19 protein-coding genes are annotated in these 15,210 nt (G+C 66.8%); 18 read left to right on the top strand and 1 reads right to left on the bottom strand.

What is annotated here, in order from left to right; genetic code table 11:
- Window positions 1-19 precede the first annotated feature (19 nt).
- The 15 genes from A5745_RS17385 (at window position 20) to A5745_RS17460 (ending at window position 10,716) form a co-directional block, all read left to right on the top strand.
- Window positions 20-631 carry a TetR/AcrR family transcriptional regulator gene (locus A5745_RS17385; RefSeq protein WP_256385487.1) on the top strand — a complete coding sequence of 204 codons (612 nt, stop codon included), beginning with the start codon at window positions 20-22 and terminating at the stop codon, window positions 629-631.
- 392 nt (window positions 632-1,023) lie between these two features.
- Window positions 1,024-1,329 (top strand): 30S ribosomal protein S10, encoded by a 306-nt coding sequence (rpsJ, locus tag A5745_RS17395; RefSeq protein WP_003873519.1) that lies wholly within the window; start codon window positions 1,024-1,026, stop codon window positions 1,327-1,329.
- 14 nt (window positions 1,330-1,343) lie between these two features.
- A complete protein-coding gene (rplC, locus tag A5745_RS17400) occupies window positions 1,344-1,997 on the top strand; it encodes a 50S ribosomal protein L3 (RefSeq protein ID WP_076061497.1) in 654 nt (217 codons plus the stop codon).
- Window positions 1,997-2,659, top strand: coding sequence for a 50S ribosomal protein L4 (rplD, locus tag A5745_RS17405; protein WP_076061499.1), 663 nt, complete (start codon window positions 1,997-1,999; stop codon window positions 2,657-2,659). Before rplC ends, rplD begins: the two co-directional genes overlap by 1 nt.
- Window positions 2,660-2,962, top strand: a complete 303-nt coding sequence (gene rplW / locus A5745_RS17410; RefSeq protein ID WP_076061501.1) for a 50S ribosomal protein L23 — start codon at window positions 2,660-2,662, stop codon at window positions 2,960-2,962.
- Window positions 2,963-2,991: 29 nt separating this feature from the next.
- Window positions 2,992-3,834, top strand: a complete 843-nt coding sequence (rplB, locus tag A5745_RS17415; protein ID WP_076061503.1) for a 50S ribosomal protein L2 — start codon at window positions 2,992-2,994, stop codon at window positions 3,832-3,834.
- Window positions 3,835-3,846: 12 nt separating this feature from the next.
- Window positions 3,847-4,128 (top strand): 30S ribosomal protein S19, encoded by a 282-nt coding sequence (rpsS, locus tag A5745_RS17420; protein ID WP_007167837.1) that lies wholly within the window; start codon window positions 3,847-3,849, stop codon window positions 4,126-4,128.
- On the top strand, window positions 4,125-4,733 hold the full coding sequence (gene rplV / locus A5745_RS17425) for a 50S ribosomal protein L22 (RefSeq protein WP_076117627.1): 609 nt from the start codon (window positions 4,125-4,127) through the stop codon (window positions 4,731-4,733). The genes rpsS and rplV overlap by 4 nt, the downstream gene beginning before the upstream one ends.
- Window positions 4,733-5,560 (top strand): 30S ribosomal protein S3, encoded by an 828-nt coding sequence (gene rpsC / locus A5745_RS17430; protein ID WP_076061507.1) that lies wholly within the window; start codon window positions 4,733-4,735, stop codon window positions 5,558-5,560. The genes rplV and rpsC overlap by 1 nt, the downstream gene beginning before the upstream one ends.
- 3 nt (window positions 5,561-5,563) lie before the next feature.
- Window positions 5,564-5,980: a 50S ribosomal protein L16 gene (gene rplP / locus A5745_RS17435; RefSeq protein WP_076061509.1), complete on the top strand. Its 417-nt coding sequence runs from the start codon at window positions 5,564-5,566 to the stop codon at window positions 5,978-5,980.
- Window positions 5,980-6,213, top strand: coding sequence for a 50S ribosomal protein L29 (rpmC, locus tag A5745_RS17440; protein WP_076061511.1), 234 nt, complete (start codon window positions 5,980-5,982; stop codon window positions 6,211-6,213). Before rplP ends, rpmC begins: the two co-directional genes overlap by 1 nt.
- Window positions 6,210-6,608, top strand: a complete 399-nt coding sequence (gene rpsQ / locus A5745_RS17445) for a 30S ribosomal protein S17 (protein WP_139329667.1) — start codon at window positions 6,210-6,212, stop codon at window positions 6,606-6,608. The genes rpmC and rpsQ overlap by 4 nt, the downstream gene beginning before the upstream one ends.
- A 157-nt stretch (window positions 6,609-6,765) precedes the next feature.
- Window positions 6,766-9,114 (top strand): arylsulfatase, encoded by a 2,349-nt coding sequence (locus A5745_RS17450; RefSeq protein WP_254848607.1) that lies wholly within the window; start codon window positions 6,766-6,768, stop codon window positions 9,112-9,114.
- On the top strand, window positions 9,095-9,742 hold the full coding sequence (locus tag A5745_RS25105) for a hypothetical protein (protein WP_254848608.1): 648 nt from the start codon (window positions 9,095-9,097) through the stop codon (window positions 9,740-9,742). Before A5745_RS17450 ends, A5745_RS25105 begins: the two co-directional genes overlap by 20 nt.
- Window positions 9,743-9,795: 53 nt before the next feature.
- Entirely contained in the window at window positions 9,796-10,716 is a 921-nt protein-coding gene (locus tag A5745_RS17460; RefSeq protein WP_076061517.1) for a DUF4436 domain-containing protein, read from the top strand.
- A 1-nt stretch (window position 10,717) separates the two neighbouring features.
- Here the strand turns inward: A5745_RS17460 and pstS are convergent, their stop codons facing one another.
- The gene (pstS, locus tag A5745_RS17465) at window positions 10,718-11,839 is read right to left on the bottom strand and encodes a phosphate ABC transporter substrate-binding protein PstS (protein ID WP_076117633.1); all 1,122 of its coding nucleotides are present in this window, start codon (window positions 11,837-11,839) and stop codon (window positions 10,718-10,720) included.
- Window positions 11,840-12,040: 201 nt separating this feature from the next.
- On the opposite strand from pstS, the gene A5745_RS17470 reads away from it, so the two are divergent.
- From A5745_RS17470 to A5745_RS17480, 3 genes are all read left to right on the top strand, one after another.
- Complete coding sequence (locus A5745_RS17470; protein ID WP_076117635.1) at window positions 12,041-12,970, top strand: DUF4436 domain-containing protein; 930 nt, start codon at window positions 12,041-12,043, stop codon at window positions 12,968-12,970.
- Between the two features lie 30 nt (window positions 12,971-13,000).
- Entirely contained in the window at window positions 13,001-13,897 is an 897-nt protein-coding gene (locus tag A5745_RS17475) for a formylglycine-generating enzyme family protein (protein WP_076117637.1), read from the top strand.
- A gap of 209 nt (window positions 13,898-14,106) precedes the next feature.
- Entirely contained in the window at window positions 14,107-15,099 is a 993-nt protein-coding gene (locus tag A5745_RS17480) for a DUF4436 domain-containing protein (protein ID WP_076117639.1), read from the top strand.
- The last annotated feature ends 111 nt before the right edge of the window (window positions 15,100-15,210 follow it).

The following is a 15,210-nucleotide window of genomic DNA, read 5'->3' on the forward strand; positions in this document are numbered from 1 at the left end:
CGCGCGGTCCCGGGCTCGCTTGCTCGAGGCCGCGGCGGCGCTGCTGCGCTCGGGGGGTCCCAGCGCGGTGACCGTCGATGCGGTCACCCGAAGCGCCAACGTAGCGAGAGCCACTCTGTATCGCCACTTTCCCAGCGGAAACGATTTGCTGGCGGCGGCGTTCAACAGCCTCATACCGCCGTCACCGGCGCCCCCGGACGAGGGCTCCCTGCGGGATCGGCTGATCGCGATCGTGCTGGCCCAAGCCGAAGCGGTGGCCCAGGCGCCGGCCGTCATGACCGCCATGTCCTGGTTGGCCCTCGGGCGCGACCTCGAAGAGATGCCGGGGCCCCGGCACGCCCGCGGCGCCGACAGCTCCTCGATCACCACGTTGCGGGAACGCATCGCCGCGCAGTACGCGGCGCCGTTCGACGCCGTATTCGACAGCCCGGAGGCCGCCGCGGAGCTCGGGGAAGTCGACCGATCGCGCGCCATCGCGCTGCTGATCGGCCCGCTGGTGCTGGGGCGCTTGTCCACCCTGCCGGACTTCGACTACCGGGAGTGTGCGCGCGCCGCCGTCGACGGCTTCCTGCACGTTCAGCGGGCGCAGCACAGATCCGCCGCGGCGAGTGCCGAATCGGAGGGCGCCTGACCCCGATTCGGCCACGGCAAACGGGGGTCTGACCACCGGATTCACCGCCGGACGGGGCCATGCCGGCGAGGTTTGCCCGAGATTTGGCCAGAGCCGCGGTCGTCAGGCATACTGTTCGGGTTGCCTTGCGCCGGGTTCACGCCTGGCCGGGCATACGACCAGCGCCCAACCGGGCGCGTCCGGTCCCATCCTTGGAACGCGACTATTTGGCCGCGAACGAGGCTGCGTCAGGGTGACACACCCGACCGCGGGGGCCGGTGGACCACGACAGGTAAACAGCGGCGCAGTATCCGGCGCGACGCTCGATCGGCCCTGACCGGCCGGGTCGATTCGGCGCGCCGGGGGCACCAGGTCCGGACCCGGACCTTAAGTGGAGTGAGGGTAGGAGAAGCGTGGCGGGACAGAAGATCCGCATCAGGCTCAAGGCCTACGACCATGAGGCTATCGACGCATCGGCGCGAAAGATCGTCGAGACCGTCGTCCGTACGGGTGCCAGCGTCGTAGGGCCGGTGCCGCTGCCGACTGAGAAGAACGTGTATTGCGTCATCCGCTCTCCGCATAAGTACAAGGACTCGCGAGAGCACTTCGAAATGCGGACGCACAAGCGGTTGATCGACATCCTCGATCCCACGCCGAAGACCGTTGACGCGCTCATGCGCATCGATCTTCCGGCCAGTGTCGACGTCAACATCCAGTAGGAGATCCAGAACTCATGGCAAGAAAAGGCATTCTGGGTACCAAGCTGGGCATGACGCAGGTGTTCGACGAGAACAACCGGGTCGTCCCGGTGACCGTGGTCAAGGCGGGCCCGAACGTGGTGACCCGCATCCGCACGCCGGAGCGCGACGGCTACAGCGCCGTGCAGCTGGCGTACGGGGAGATCAGTCCGCGCAAGGTCAACAAGCCGGTGACGGGCCAATACAGCGCGGCGGGCGTCAACCCGCGCCGCTTCCTGGCCGAGCTGCGCCTGGACAACCCGGACGCGGCGGCCGAATACGAAGTCGGCCAGGAGTTGACGGCCGAGATCTTCGCCGACGGTGCCTATGTCGACGTGACGGGCACGTCCAAGGGCAAGGGCTTCGCCGGAACCATGAAGCGGCACGGCTTCCGCGGTCAGGGCGCCAGCCACGGCGCCCAGGCGGTGCACCGGCGGCCGGGTTCCATCGGCGGCTGCGCCACCCCGGCGCGCGTCTTCAAGGGCACCCGCATGGCCGGCCGGATGGGCAATGACCGGGTGACCGTGCAGAACCTGTTGGTGCACAAGGTCGATACCGAGAACGGCGTGCTGTTGATCAAGGGCGCGATCCCCGGCCGCACCGGTGGACTCGTGATGGTTCGCAGCGCGATCAAACGAGGTGAGAAGTGATGGCAGCCAACACCCTGAAGATCGACGTCAAGACGCCCGACGGCAAGGTCGAGGGCTCCGTCGAGCTGCCCGCCGAATTGTTCGATGCGCCAGCCAATATCGCGCTGATGCACCAGGTCGTCACCGCCCAGCGGGCGGCGGCCCGGCAAGGCACGCACTCGACCAAGACGCGCGGCGACGTCCGCGGCGGCGGCCGCAAGCCCTACCGGCAGAAGGGAACCGGACGGGCCCGGCAGGGTTCGACGCGGGCCCCGCAGTTCACCGGTGGTGGTGTCGTGCACGGCCCCAAGCCGCGCGACTACAGCCAGCGCACGCCCAAGAAGATGATCGCCGCTGCACTGCGCGGGGCGTTGTCCGACCGGGCACGCAACGGGCGCATCCACGCGGTCACCGAGCTGGTGTCGGGTCAGACCCCATCCACCAAGAACGCCAAGGCATTTCTGGGCACCCTCACCGACCGCAAGCAGGTGCTGGTCGTCATCGGCCGCAGCGACGAGGCCGGTGCGAAAAGCGTGCGCAACCTGCCCGGTGTGCACATCCTGGCGCCCGATCAGCTCAATACCTATGACGTGCTTCGCTCCGACGACGTGGTGTTCAGCGTTGAGGCGCTGCGCGCCTACATCGCCGCCGGCACGAGTTCTGCCGAGGAGGTAACGGCGTAGATGGCGACCATCACTGACCCCCGCGACATCATCCTGGCTCCGGTCATCTCCGAGAAGTCCTACAGCCTGCTCGATGACAACGTGTACACCTTTGTGGTGCACCCGGATTCGAATAAGACGCAGATCAAGATCGCCGTCGAGAAGATCTTCTCGGTCAAGGTCGCATCGGTGAACACGGCGAACAGGCAGGGCAAGCGGAAGCGCACCAGGACCGGTTACGGAAAGCGCAAGAACACCAAGCGCGCCATCGTCACGCTGGCGCCGGGCAGCAAGCCGATCGACCTGTTCGGAGCACCGGCCTAGCCGCGCGCGAGAGAAAGACACGATTAGACATGGCAATTCGCAAATACAAGCCGACGACCCCGGGCCGTCGCGGCGCCAGCGTGTCCGATTTCGCCGAGATCACGCGGTCGGAGCCGGAGAAGTCGTTGGTGCGCCCGCTGCACGGCCATGGTGGGCGCAACGCCCACGGCCGCATCACCACCCGCCACCGCGGTGGCGGTCACAAGCGCGCCTACCGGGTGATCGACTTCCGCCGCAACGACAAAGACGGAGTCAACGCCAAGGTCGCGCACATCGAGTACGACCCGAACCGCACCGCGAACATTGCGCTGCTGCACTTCCTCGACGGCGAGAAGCGCTACATCATTGCCCCGCAAGGACTCTCGCAGGGTGACGTGGTGGAATCCGGCGCCAACGCCGACATCAAGCCGGGCAACAACCTGCCGTTGCGCAACATCCCGGCCGGCACCTTGGTGCACGCCGTGGAGCTGCGGCCGGGCGGTGGCGCGAAGCTCGCGCGGTCGGCCGGGTCGAGCATCCAGCTGCTCGGCAAGGAGGGCAGCTACGCGTCGCTGCGCATGCCCAGCGGCGAGATCCGCCGGGTCGACGTGCGCTGCCGCGCAACGGTCGGCGAGGTGGGCAACGCCGAGCAGGCAAACATCAACTGGGGCAAGGCCGGTCGCATGCGGTGGAAGGGCAAGCGTCCTTCCGTCCGGGGTGTGGTCATGAACCCGGTTGACCACCCGCACGGCGGTGGTGAGGGCAAGACCTCCGGTGGCCGTCACCCGGTCAGCCCGTGGGGTCAGCCCGAGGGCCGCACCCGCCACCCGAATAAGCAAAGCAACAAGCTCATCGTCCGGCGCCGGCGCACCGGCAAGAAGCACTCGCGGTAGGAGTAGCGAACCATGCCACGCAGCCTGAAGAAGGGTCCGTTCGTCGACGACCACCTGCTCAAGAAGGTGGACGCGCAGAACGAGAAGAACACCAAGCAGGTCATCAAGACCTGGTCGAGGCGTTCGACGATCATTCCGGACTTCATCGGCCACACCTTCGCCGTGCACGACGGGCGCAAGCACGTCCCGGTGTTCGTCACCGAGGCGATGGTCGGCCACAAGCTCGGTGAGTTCGCGCCGACGCGAACCTTCAAGGGGCACATCAAGGACGACCGAAAGGCCAAGCGTCGATGAGCACCACTACGGAATTTCCCTCGGCGGTCGCCAAGGCGCGATTCGTCCGGGTGTCGCCGAGAAAGGCGCGCCGGGTCATCGACCTGGTTCGCGGCCGCTCGGTGGCCGACGCGCTGGACATCCTGCGCTGGGCGCCGCAGGCCGCGAGCGAACCGGTCGCCAAGGTGATCGCCAGCGCCGCGGCCAACGCGCAGAACAACAACGGGCTGGACCCGGCGACCCTGGTGGTCGCCACCGTCTACGCCGACGAGGGCCCGACTTCCAAGCGCATCCGTCCGCGCGCCCAGGGCCGCGCGTTCCGAATCCGCAGGCGCACCAGCCACATCACCGTTGTGGTGGAGAGCCGTCCGGCCAAGGACCAGCGGTCCGCGAAGTCGACCAGGGCGCGCCGCGCCGAGGCCAGCAAGGCCGCCGCGAAGGCCCCGGCGAAGAAGGCCGCCGCCAAGAAGGCGCCGGCCAACAAGGCTCCCACCAAGAAGGCTCCCGCGAAATCGGCGGCCAAATCCCCGGCCAAGAAGGCTCCCGCCAAGAAGGCGGCGGCCAAACCAGAGGCCAAATCCGCGGAAGCCGGAGAGACTTCTGAAGCGAAGGGAGGCTCCGACTAGTGGGCCAAAAGATCAATCCGCACGGCTTCCGGCTCGGGATCACCACCGACTGGAAGTCGCGCTGGTACGCCGACAAGCAGTACGCGGAGTACGTCAAGGAAGACGTCGCGATCCGTCGGCTGCTGTCCACCGGCCTGGAGCGCGCCGGGATCGCCGACGTGGAGATCGAGCGCACCCGCGACCGCGTCCGGGTGGACATCCACACCGCGCGTCCCGGCATCGTCATCGGCCGCCGCGGCACCGAGGCCGACCGGATCCGCGCCGACCTGGAGAAGCTGACCGGCAAGCAGGTGCAGCTCAACATCCTCGAGGTCAAAAACCCTGAGTCGCAAGCACAATTGGTGGCTCAGGGCGTCGCCGAGCAGCTGAGCAACCGGGTGGCGTTCCGCCGCGCGATGCGCAAGGCCATCCAGTCGGCGATGCGTCAGCCCAACGTCAAGGGCATCCGGGTGCAGTGCTCCGGCCGCCTCGGCGGCGCGGAGATGAGCCGCTCGGAGTTCTACCGCGAGGGCCGCGTGCCGCTGCACACCCTGCGCGCCGACATCGACTACGGCCTCTACGAAGCCAAGACCACCTTCGGCCGGATCGGCGTGAAGGTGTGGATCTACAAGGGCGACATCGTCGGCGGCAAGCGCGAATTGGCCGCCGCAGCACCGGCCGGCGCCGACCGTCCGCGCCGCGAGCGGCCGTCGGGCACCCGCCCGCGCCGCAGTGGCGCCTCGGGCACCACGGCGACCAGCACCGAGGCCGGCCGCGCTGCGGGCGCCGAGGAGACCCCCGCCCCCGAGGCCGCGGCGCCCGTTGAACCGCAGAGCACGGAGAGCTGAATCATGTTGATTCCCCGCAAAGTCAAGCACCGCAAGCAGCACCACCCCCGCCAGCGCGGCATCGCCAGCGGCGGTACGCAGGTGAACTTCGGCGACTACGGAATCCAGGCGCTCGAGCACGCCTACGTCACCAACCGACAGATCGAGTCCGCGCGTATCGCGATCAACCGCCACATCAAGCGTGGCGGCAAGGTGTGGATCAACGTCTTTCCCGACCGCCCGCTGACCAAGAAGCCCGCGGAGACCCGGATGGGTTCGGGTAAGGGTTCGCCGGAGTGGTGGATTGTCAACGTCAAGCCGGGCCGGATCCTGTTCGAGCTCAGTTACCCGAACGAGCAGACCGCCCGTGCGGCGCTCACCCGCGCGATCCACAAGCTGCCGATCAAGGCACGCATCGTTACCCGAGAGGATCAGTTCTGATGGCAGTGGGAATTTCGCCTGGCGAACTGCGTGAGCTCACCGACGACGAGTTGACCGAGCGCCTGCGCGAATCCAAGGAGGAGCTGTTCAACCTCCGCTTCCAGATGGCGACTGGGCAGCTCAACAACAACCGCCGGCTGCGGACCGTGCGCCAGGAAATTGCGCGCGTCTACACCGTGCTGCGGGAACGAGAACTGGGCCTGGCTTCCGGGCCCGACGGTAAGGAATCGTGATGGCAGAATCCAAGACCGCGTCCAAGGCCGCCGCAAAGAAGGCCCCGGCGAAGGCGGCGGCGAAGGCCGCTCCTAAGCGCGCCGCCGCGCAGGACACCGCGGCGAAGGACAAGGGCCCCAAGCACACGCCGGCCGCCCCGAAGACCCGTGGCCGGCGCAAGACACGCATCGGTTACGTGGTGAGCGACAAGATGCAGAAGACCATCGTGGTCGAGCTGGAAGACCGCATGCGGCACCCGCTGTACGGCAAGATCATCCGAACCACCAAGAAGGTCAAGGCGCACGACGAGAACAGCACCGCCGGCATCGGAGACCGGGTCGCGCTGATGGAGACGCGTCCGACCTCGGCGACCAAACGCTGGCGGCTCGTCGAGATCCTCGAGAAGGCCAAGTAGTCCCGAACGAACCCTCGGCGAGCAGTCGCAAAAGTCCCCATTTTGGACCGAGAATGGGGGCTTTTGCGTCTTCTCACAAATCTCAGCTGATTGATAACTGGCGCGTGTAATGTCCTCGGACGTTCGGTAAGTCACTACGAGGATGAGGCTGGCGGCCATGACCGAGTTTCAGGGCAAGATCGAGCTGGATATTCGCGATTCGGAGCCGGACTGGGGTCCGTACGCCGCGCCGACCGCGCCGCCGAACTCGCCGAACATCCTCTATCTGGTCTGGGACGACACCGGTATCGCGACCTGGGACTGCTTCGGCGGCCTGGTCGAGATGCCCGCCATGACGCGGATCGCCGAGCGCGGGGTGCGCCTGTCCCAGTTCCACACCACCGCGCTGTGCTCACCGACCCGCGCGTCGTTGCTGACCGGTCGCAACGCCACCACCGTGGGCATGGCCACCATCGAGGAATTCACCGACGGCTTCCCCAATTGCAACGGTCGCATTCCGCCCGACACCGCACTGCTGTCCGAAGCGCTCGCCGAACGCGGCTACAACACCTATTGCGTCGGCAAGTGGCATCTGACTCCGCTCGAGGAGTCCAGCATGGCGTCGACCAAGCGGCACTGGCCGACCTCGCGCGGTTTCGAACGGTTCTACGGGTTCCTCGGGGGCGAGACCGACCAGTGGTATCCCGACCTGGTGTACGACAACCACCCGGTGAATCCGCCGGGCACACCGGAAGACGGCTATCACTTGTCGAAGGACATCGCCGACAAGACCATCGAATTCATCCGCGACGCCAAGGTGATCGCGCCCGACAAACCGTGGTTCAGCTACGTGTGCCCCGGCGCCGGACACGCGCCGCACCACGTCTTCAAGGAATGGGCCGACAAATACGCGGGCCGGTTCGACATGGGTTATGAGCGCTACCGCGAGATCGTTCTGGAAAAGCAGAAGTCGATGGGGATCGTGCCCCCGGACACCGAATTGTCGCCCGTCAACCCGTATTTGGACGTGACGGGACCGCAGGGCCAGGCGTGGCCGATGCAGGACACGGTGCGGCCGTGGGATTCGCTGGGCGACGAAGAGAAAAAGCTGTTCAACCGGATGGCCGAGGTGTTCGCCGGCTTCCTCAGCTACACCGATGCCCAGATCGGCCGAATCCTGGACTATCTCGAGGAGTCCGGCCAGCTGGACAACACCATCATCGTGGTGATCTCCGACAACGGCGCCAGCGGCGAGGGCGGTCCGAACGGATCGGTCAACGAAGGTAAGTTCTTCAACGGCTACATCGACACGGTCGAAGAGAGCATGAAGCTGTTCGACCACCTCGGCGGGCCGGAGACCTACAACCATTACCCGATCGGTTGGGCGATGGCCTTCAACACGCCCTACAAGCTCTTCAAACGCTACGCCTCGCACGAAGGCGGCATCGCCGACACCGCGATCATCTCCTGGCCCGACGGTATTGCCGCACACGGCGAGGTCCGCGACAACTACGTCAACGTCTGCGATATCACGCCCACGGTCTACGACCTGTTGGACATGACGCCGCCGGAGTCGGTCAAGGGCATCCCGCAGAAGCCGCTGGACGGCGTGAGCTTCAAAGCGGCCCTTGCCGATCCGGACGCCGACACAGGGAAGCAGACCCAGTTCTACGCCATGCTGGGCACCCGCGGAATCTGGCACCAGGGCTGGTTCGCCAACACGATCCACGCGGCGACACCGGCGGGCTGGTCGCATTTCGACGCCGACCGCTGGGAGCTGTTCCACATCGAGGCCGATCGCAGCCAATGCCACGACCTGGCCGCCGAGCAACCCGAGAAGCTGGAAGAGCTTAAGGCGCTGTGGTTTTCCGAGGCTGACAAGTACAACGGCCTTCCGCTGGCCGATCTGGACCTCATGGAAACGCTGACACGTTTCCGCCCCTACCTGGTCGGCGAGCGGACCAGCTACACCTACTATCCGAACTGCGCCGACGTCGGCATCGGCGCCGCCGCCGAGATTCGTGGCCGGTCGTTTGCCGTGCTGGCCGATGTGACCATCGATACCACCGGCGCCGAAGGCGTTCTTTTCAAGCAGGGCGGCGCCCACGGAGGGCATGTGCTGTTCATCCAGGACGGGCGCCTGCACTACGTCTACAACTTCCTCGGCGAGCGGCAGCAGCTGGTTTCGTCGTCGGACCCGGTTCCGCTGGGCCGGCACGTGTTCGGCGTCGGCTATCTGCGGACCGGAACCGTCGCGAACAGCCACACCCCGCTCGGTGACCTCACGCTGTTCGTCGACGACAAGGAAGTCGGCACGCTCGCCGATGTGAGCACCCATCCCGGAACGTTCGGGCTGGCCGGTGCCGGCATCACGGTCGGGCGCAACGGCGGTTCGGGAGTGTCCAGTCGCTACAAGGCGCCGTTCGAGTTCACCGGTGGCACCATCAAGCAGGTCGACGTCGACCTGTCCGGCCGGCCCTACATCGACGTGGAAGCCGAAGTTGCGCTTGCGTTTTCGCGCGACTGAACTGGGCATCGGCCTGCTTTGCCTGTGCGCGGGCGTCGCGGTGGGCTGCGAGCGGACCACCGGTGGCACCGCCACCCCGGTGACATCCAGACATCCCGACCCGGCCGAGCCCGTACCGGGCGTCGAAGTCACCCTGCCCGACCACATCCCGCCGAACGCCGTCGCGTGCATGCCGCCACCGCCGACCAGCGGAAGCATGGCCAGGGCGGCGGTGGCGGATCCGGTGGCACCGATGATCGTCACGCCGCTGCCGGACGGCTGGAACTCGACTTCCGGCAGCGGCGACGTGGCGCTGACATCGACCGGCCCCGAAGGGATGTCGGTGAAAGTGACCATCACCCCGACGGACCTCGATCCCGGGGGAGCGTTCCTGCGCTACGCCGCCGACCTGCGCACGGCCAAACCCGACGTCCGCCTCACCGTCGCACCGGCCCAGTTCTGCGGCTACAGCAGCCAGCTGCTGAACGGCATGGGGTCGGGCACTGCCTTCGCCGATCGCATCACCCACATCTGGACGAACACCAGGGCGTACCTGGTGGTCATCCATCTTGAAGGCCCCGCGGGCGCGCCCGGCTTCGATGCGGCGAAATCCACGGTGACGCAGCAGTTCGCGGTCGTAATCCCCTGAAAGTCCGTTTTCGTTGTTGGGCCGCTGCTAGCATCTGGCCCCGTGATGCCTCTATGACCGCCGGACCTCTGCCGCCGCCGGCGCCGGCCGGGGGGCGCGGCCGCCAGCTCGCGATCGCGTTCGCGATCCTGGTGGCCGTCATCGTCGTCTATGTCCTTTCGCTGATCGCCGTGCACCTGCTGGCCAAGTCGGCGCCCCCGCTGCCCGCGGTGGACCTGAGCAAGGTCGAGGCCGAGGACAGCGTCGTGCAGGTGCGCCTGGAGAAGCTGGATACCGTCGCCAACCGCTTGACGGTGAATGTTCTTGTCTATCCGAAGGATTCGCTGTACGACAAGAATTTCGGGGTGCTCACCACCGATGCCGCGGTTCGGCTGTATCCGGAGAACGACCTGGGGGACCTGCAGTACCCGGTGGGCAAGGCGCCGGCGCAAGTCAGCACCACCATCGGCGCGCAGGGTGACCCCGGAAACTGGCCGTTCGACTCCTACAAGACGGAGGTCATCGCGGCCGACGTGTTCACCGGCTCCGGGCCCAACCGCGAAAAGGCGCCCGCCCGTGTCGAAGCCACCGGGAAGCTCGACGGCTGGGACGCCACCGTCACCCGCGTCCACGATCCCGACGATGCCAACCCCAACGTGCAGGACAACGTGATCATCACGTTGCATAGGGCCAAGGGGCCGCTGATCTTCGACGTCGGCATCTGCCTGGTCCTGATCGCCCTGCCCGTGCTGGCGTTGTGGGTGGCCATTCCCGTGGCGTTGGGCCGGACCGCCTTCTTACCGCCGATGACAACCTGGTACGGCGCGATGCTGTTTGCGATTGTCCCGCTGCGAAACATCTTGCCCGGCAGCCCACCGTACGGTTCGTGGATCGACCAAGCCGTCGTGCTGTGGGTGTTGATCGGGCTGGTGGTCGCGATGGCGCTCTTCCTGGTCGGTTGGTGGCGCCAACGGGAGCGACGGCAAAAGCCCTGACCTACTGCGGGTTCGGTGCTCCGGTGATGGCGTCGACGGCGCTGGATACCCGTGCCTGGAAGTCGGACGACAGCGGGATGTAACCGCTTTTGTTGAGGTCGATCTGGCCGGGGCCGATGGCTGCCTGCAGAAATGCCTTGACCGCCTGGGCCACATCGGGGCTCGGGTAGGTGGAGCAGACGATCTCGTAGGTGGCCAACACGATCGGGTAGACGTCGGGCTGGGCGGGGTTGTAGAACGACGAAAGGTCGAGGACGAGGTCGTTGCCGTTGCCGATGATTTTGGCTCCGGTGATGGTCTTGCCGACCGTGTCGGTGCCGATCCGGACCGGGCGCAGCGACCTACGGCTCGCCGGGGTTTTGATCTCGGCGGCGTAAAGCCCTTGCTGCAGCGCGAAAGACAACTCGTTGTAGCTGATCGCGCCCTCGGTGGTTTTCACGGCCGCCGAGGTGCCGACGTTTCCCGCGGCACCGGTGCCGACCCCGCCGTTGAACATCTTGCCCGCGCCCTTGCTCCACGCACCGCCCGACGCGGCCTGGAGGTAGGACTGGAAGTTGTCGGTGGTGCCGGATGCGTCGCTGCGATAGATGACCCGGATGTCCTCCGCCGGCATGGATGCGTTGAGCGCCGTCAGCGCCGGGTCGTCCCAGCGCGTGATGGTGCCGTTGAAGATCTTTGCCAGCGTGGGAGCGTCGAGCACCAACGAGTCGACGGAGCTGAGGTTGTAGGTGATGGCGAGGGGGCTGAAGACCACCGGCAGGTTCCAGGCGTCGGCGCCTCCGCATCGCTGCTTGGCGGCGGCGTATTGGTCGCCCGAGAGGGGCGTGTCCGATCCACCGAAATCGGTTTTGGCACTGAGGAATTCGCTGATCCCCGCGCCCGAGCCGTTGGCCGTGTAGTTTAGCGTCTGCCCGGAGCAGACCTTGGTGTAGGCCGCGACGAATCGGGTCATCGCATGGGCCTGCGCGGTCGAGCCGCTGGCGGCCAGGGCCTGCTTGCCGCCACAGTCCACCTTGGCCCCGGCGGCATACGCCAGGGTCGCATGGGAGTTGCTGCAGGCGGTGAGGGCGATGGCGCCCGCGGCGAGCACGCTCACGGCGGCGGATGATCGCTTGTGCTTCACAGGCAGACATTTACCGCGACCGGATTAACAGGCAAACCAACACCGGATGAACGGGTTCGCTGAGAGGGTCGGCGGGTTGCCGGAAATTGCCTATTGATCGCGGAAATTTCGATTGTCCGCGCGGACCGCACCGGTTCGCTAACATCGAATCCTCGTGTGCTCGCCCACCGGGCTGCCGCAACCTCACGGAGGTCTTGACCGATGACCCACCAAGCTCCACCAGCGCCACCGCCCTCGACGCCTCCCACGCCGACGCCCGAGGCTCCACCCAAACGGGGGGGACGGCGCACGCTGTTGGTGATCGGCATCCTGGTGGCATTCATCATCGTCTACGGCCTGTCGCTCTTCGGCGTCCACTTGCTGTCCAAATCGGCGGCACCGATCAAGCCGCCGGACTTGAACGCCACCGGCGACACCGTCGTGCTGGTGCGCCTCGAAAAGCTGGAAACCGTCGCGAATCGCCTCACGGTGAAGGTGCTGGTGATCCCCGAGGATTCCATGTTCGACAAGCGCCTCGACGTCCTCAAGACCGACACCGCGGTGCGGATGGACCCTCCTAACGATCTCGGCGACCTCCAATACCCGGCGGGCAAGTCGCCCGCGCAGGTTGCCACCACGATCGAGGCGCATGGCGATCCGAACAACTGGCCGTTCGACTCTTACAGCACAGACACCCTGTCGGCGGAGGTGCTCGTCGGGCAAGGCGATGCCCGCCAGTACATACCCGCCCGGGTGGAAGTGACCGGGGCACTGGACGGTTGGGACGTCAGCGTCCAGCGCGTGGGCGAGGCCAGCCAGGAGGCGGATCGCCCGGACAACGTCATCATCACGTTGCATCGCGCCAAGGGGCCGCTGATCTTCGACCTGGGCATTTGCCTGGTCCTGTTCGCCCTACCCACGCTGGCTTTTGCCGTGGCCATTCAAATCGCGCTGGGCAGACGGAAATTCGTGCCGCCCTTCGTGACGTGGTTCGCCGCCATGCTGTTCGCCGTGATCCCGATACGCAATTTCCTGCCGGGGTCTCCGCCGCCGGGCGCATGGATCGACCAGGTTCTGGTGATCTGGGTGCTGATGGCGCTCGTCGCTGCGATGGCCCTGTACATGTTCACCTGGTACCGACAATCGGACTGAGCCGCTTCGCGGCCGTCCTACCCTGAGGGAGTGCTCACCGAGCTAGTCGACCTGCCGGGCGGATCGTTCCGCATGGGCTCGACGAGCTTCTACCCCGAAGAGGCGCCGATCCACACCGTGACCGTCGCCGCATTCGCGGTGGAGCGGCACCCGGTGACCAATGCGCAATTCGCCGAATTCGTCGACGCCACAGGATATGTGACGGTCGCCGAGCAACCGATCGATCCGACGCTGTACCCCGGTGCGGACCCGGCCGACCTGTGCCCGGGAGCGATGGTTTTCCGCCCGACGCGGGGCCCGGTCGATCTGCGCGACTGGCGGCAGTGGTGGGGCTGGGCGCCGGGTGCGACCTGGCGCCATCCGTTCGGTCCCGACGGCCCGGAAAGCACCGCCGACCGAGCCGATCACCCGGTGGTCCAGGTGGCCTATCCCGACGCCGCGGCGTACGCGCGCTGGGCGGGGCGGCGGCTGCCGACCGAGGCCGAGTGGGAGTACGCCGCGCGCGGCGGCGCCACGACGACCTACGCGTGGGGCGACGAGGAGAAGCCCGGCGGCCGGCTGATGGCCAACACTTGGCAGGGCAGCTTCCCGTACCGCAACGATGGGGCGCTCGGCTGGAAGGGGACGTCGCCGGTGGGGACCTTCCCCCCCAACGGTTTTGGCCTCGTCGACATGATCGGCAACGTCTGGGAGTGGACCGCCACCGAGTTTTCCGCGCACCACCGGCTCGACCGGCCGCCGAAGGCCTGCTGCACACCAACGGGGCCCGCCGATCCGGCCGTCAGTCAGACGTTGAAGGGTGGCTCGCACCTGTGCGCTCCGGAGTATTGCCATCGCTACCGTCCCGCCGCGCGGTCGCCTCAGTCGCAGGACACCGCGACCACCCACATCGGGTTTCGCTGCGTGGCCGATCCAGCGTCCGGCTAGCAACGTCGGGGGCACTCGCCGGTCGCGCCCGACTCGGGTCGTCCGTCCGGCAGGTGAACGGTGGATGTCCGGTGGGTGACGGAACCGCCATACGCACGCCGACATGCGATTTCGCCGCGCGGGCCGCGCGGCCGTTCGCTACCATCTGACGACGTGGCGCCCCGAAAAACTGGATCGCACCGGCCAGCTCCAGACCGGCTCCAGCAACGATGACCACGCAAGCGCGGCCGGCACCGCCCGCGGCCCCGTCGACGGACCAGCCGTCGCCGCCCGCCGTCTCGTCGACGGCGTCGTCGGGAAACGGGAAGCCACCGCAGAAGCCGAAAGCCTCGAAACCGCGCATCGCGATCGGGGTCGGTGTCCTGGTGACCGTCGTCGCCGCCTACGCCCTGTCGCTGCTGGGCGTCCACTGGCTGGAAAGGTCGGAGGGGCCGCTGCCTCCGCTGGATCTGAGCCAGGGCGGGGGAGACGCGACCATCGTGCAGCTGCGCGTCGAGGAGCTGAAGCCGGTCGCACACCGCCTCTCGGTGAATGTGCTTGTGTATCCGGGAGTTTCGGCGTATGACAACCGCTACGACGTGCTCGGCACTGATGTCGCGGTGCGCCTGTATCCGACCAGCGACCTTGGGGACCTGCATTACCCGAGGGGAAAGGCGCCCGCACAACTGAGCACCACCGTCGAGGCCCGCGGCGATCCCGGCAACTGGCCGTTCGACTCCTACCAGACCGAGCCGATCTCGGCCGATGCGTTCGTCGGAGCGGGCGACAGCCCCAAGAAAGTGCCCGCCCGCGTCGAGGTGACGGGGGAGCTGGACGGTTGGGACATCAGCGTCCACCGCGTCCACGACCCTGCCGCGCTGCCGACGTCTCGCGCCAGCGACAACGGAAATGTCGTCATCACCCTGCGAAGGGCCAAGGGGCCGTTGATCTTTGACCTGGGCATCTGCTTGGTGCTGATCAGCCTGCCTACCCTGGCGCTGTTGGTGGCCATTCCGATGGCCCTGGGCAGGAGAAAATTCCTGCCGCCGTTCGCGACCTGGTACGCCGCGAACCTGTTCGCCATCGTCCCGCTGCGCAACATCCTCCCCGGGGCCCCGCCGCCGGGCTCGTGGATCGACCAAGCGATCGTGCAGTGGGTGCTGATCGCCTTGGTGACGGCGATGAGCTTGTACATCTTCGCGTGGGTCCGGCAAGGGGACTGATTTTCGCGTGCGCCGGTGTCGGTGCTGTTAAATGCTTGTAAGAGCATAGTTTTACGCGCTGCTAGCAAACAGCTCCGTTGATAGCGTTTTACTTCGTGTCGGTGCTCAGAG

The sequence above is a fragment of the Mycobacterium sp. IS-2888 genome (assembly GCF_001954215.1).
In the GTDB taxonomy this organism is placed as follows: domain Bacteria; phylum Actinomycetota; class Actinomycetes; order Mycobacteriales; family Mycobacteriaceae; genus Mycobacterium.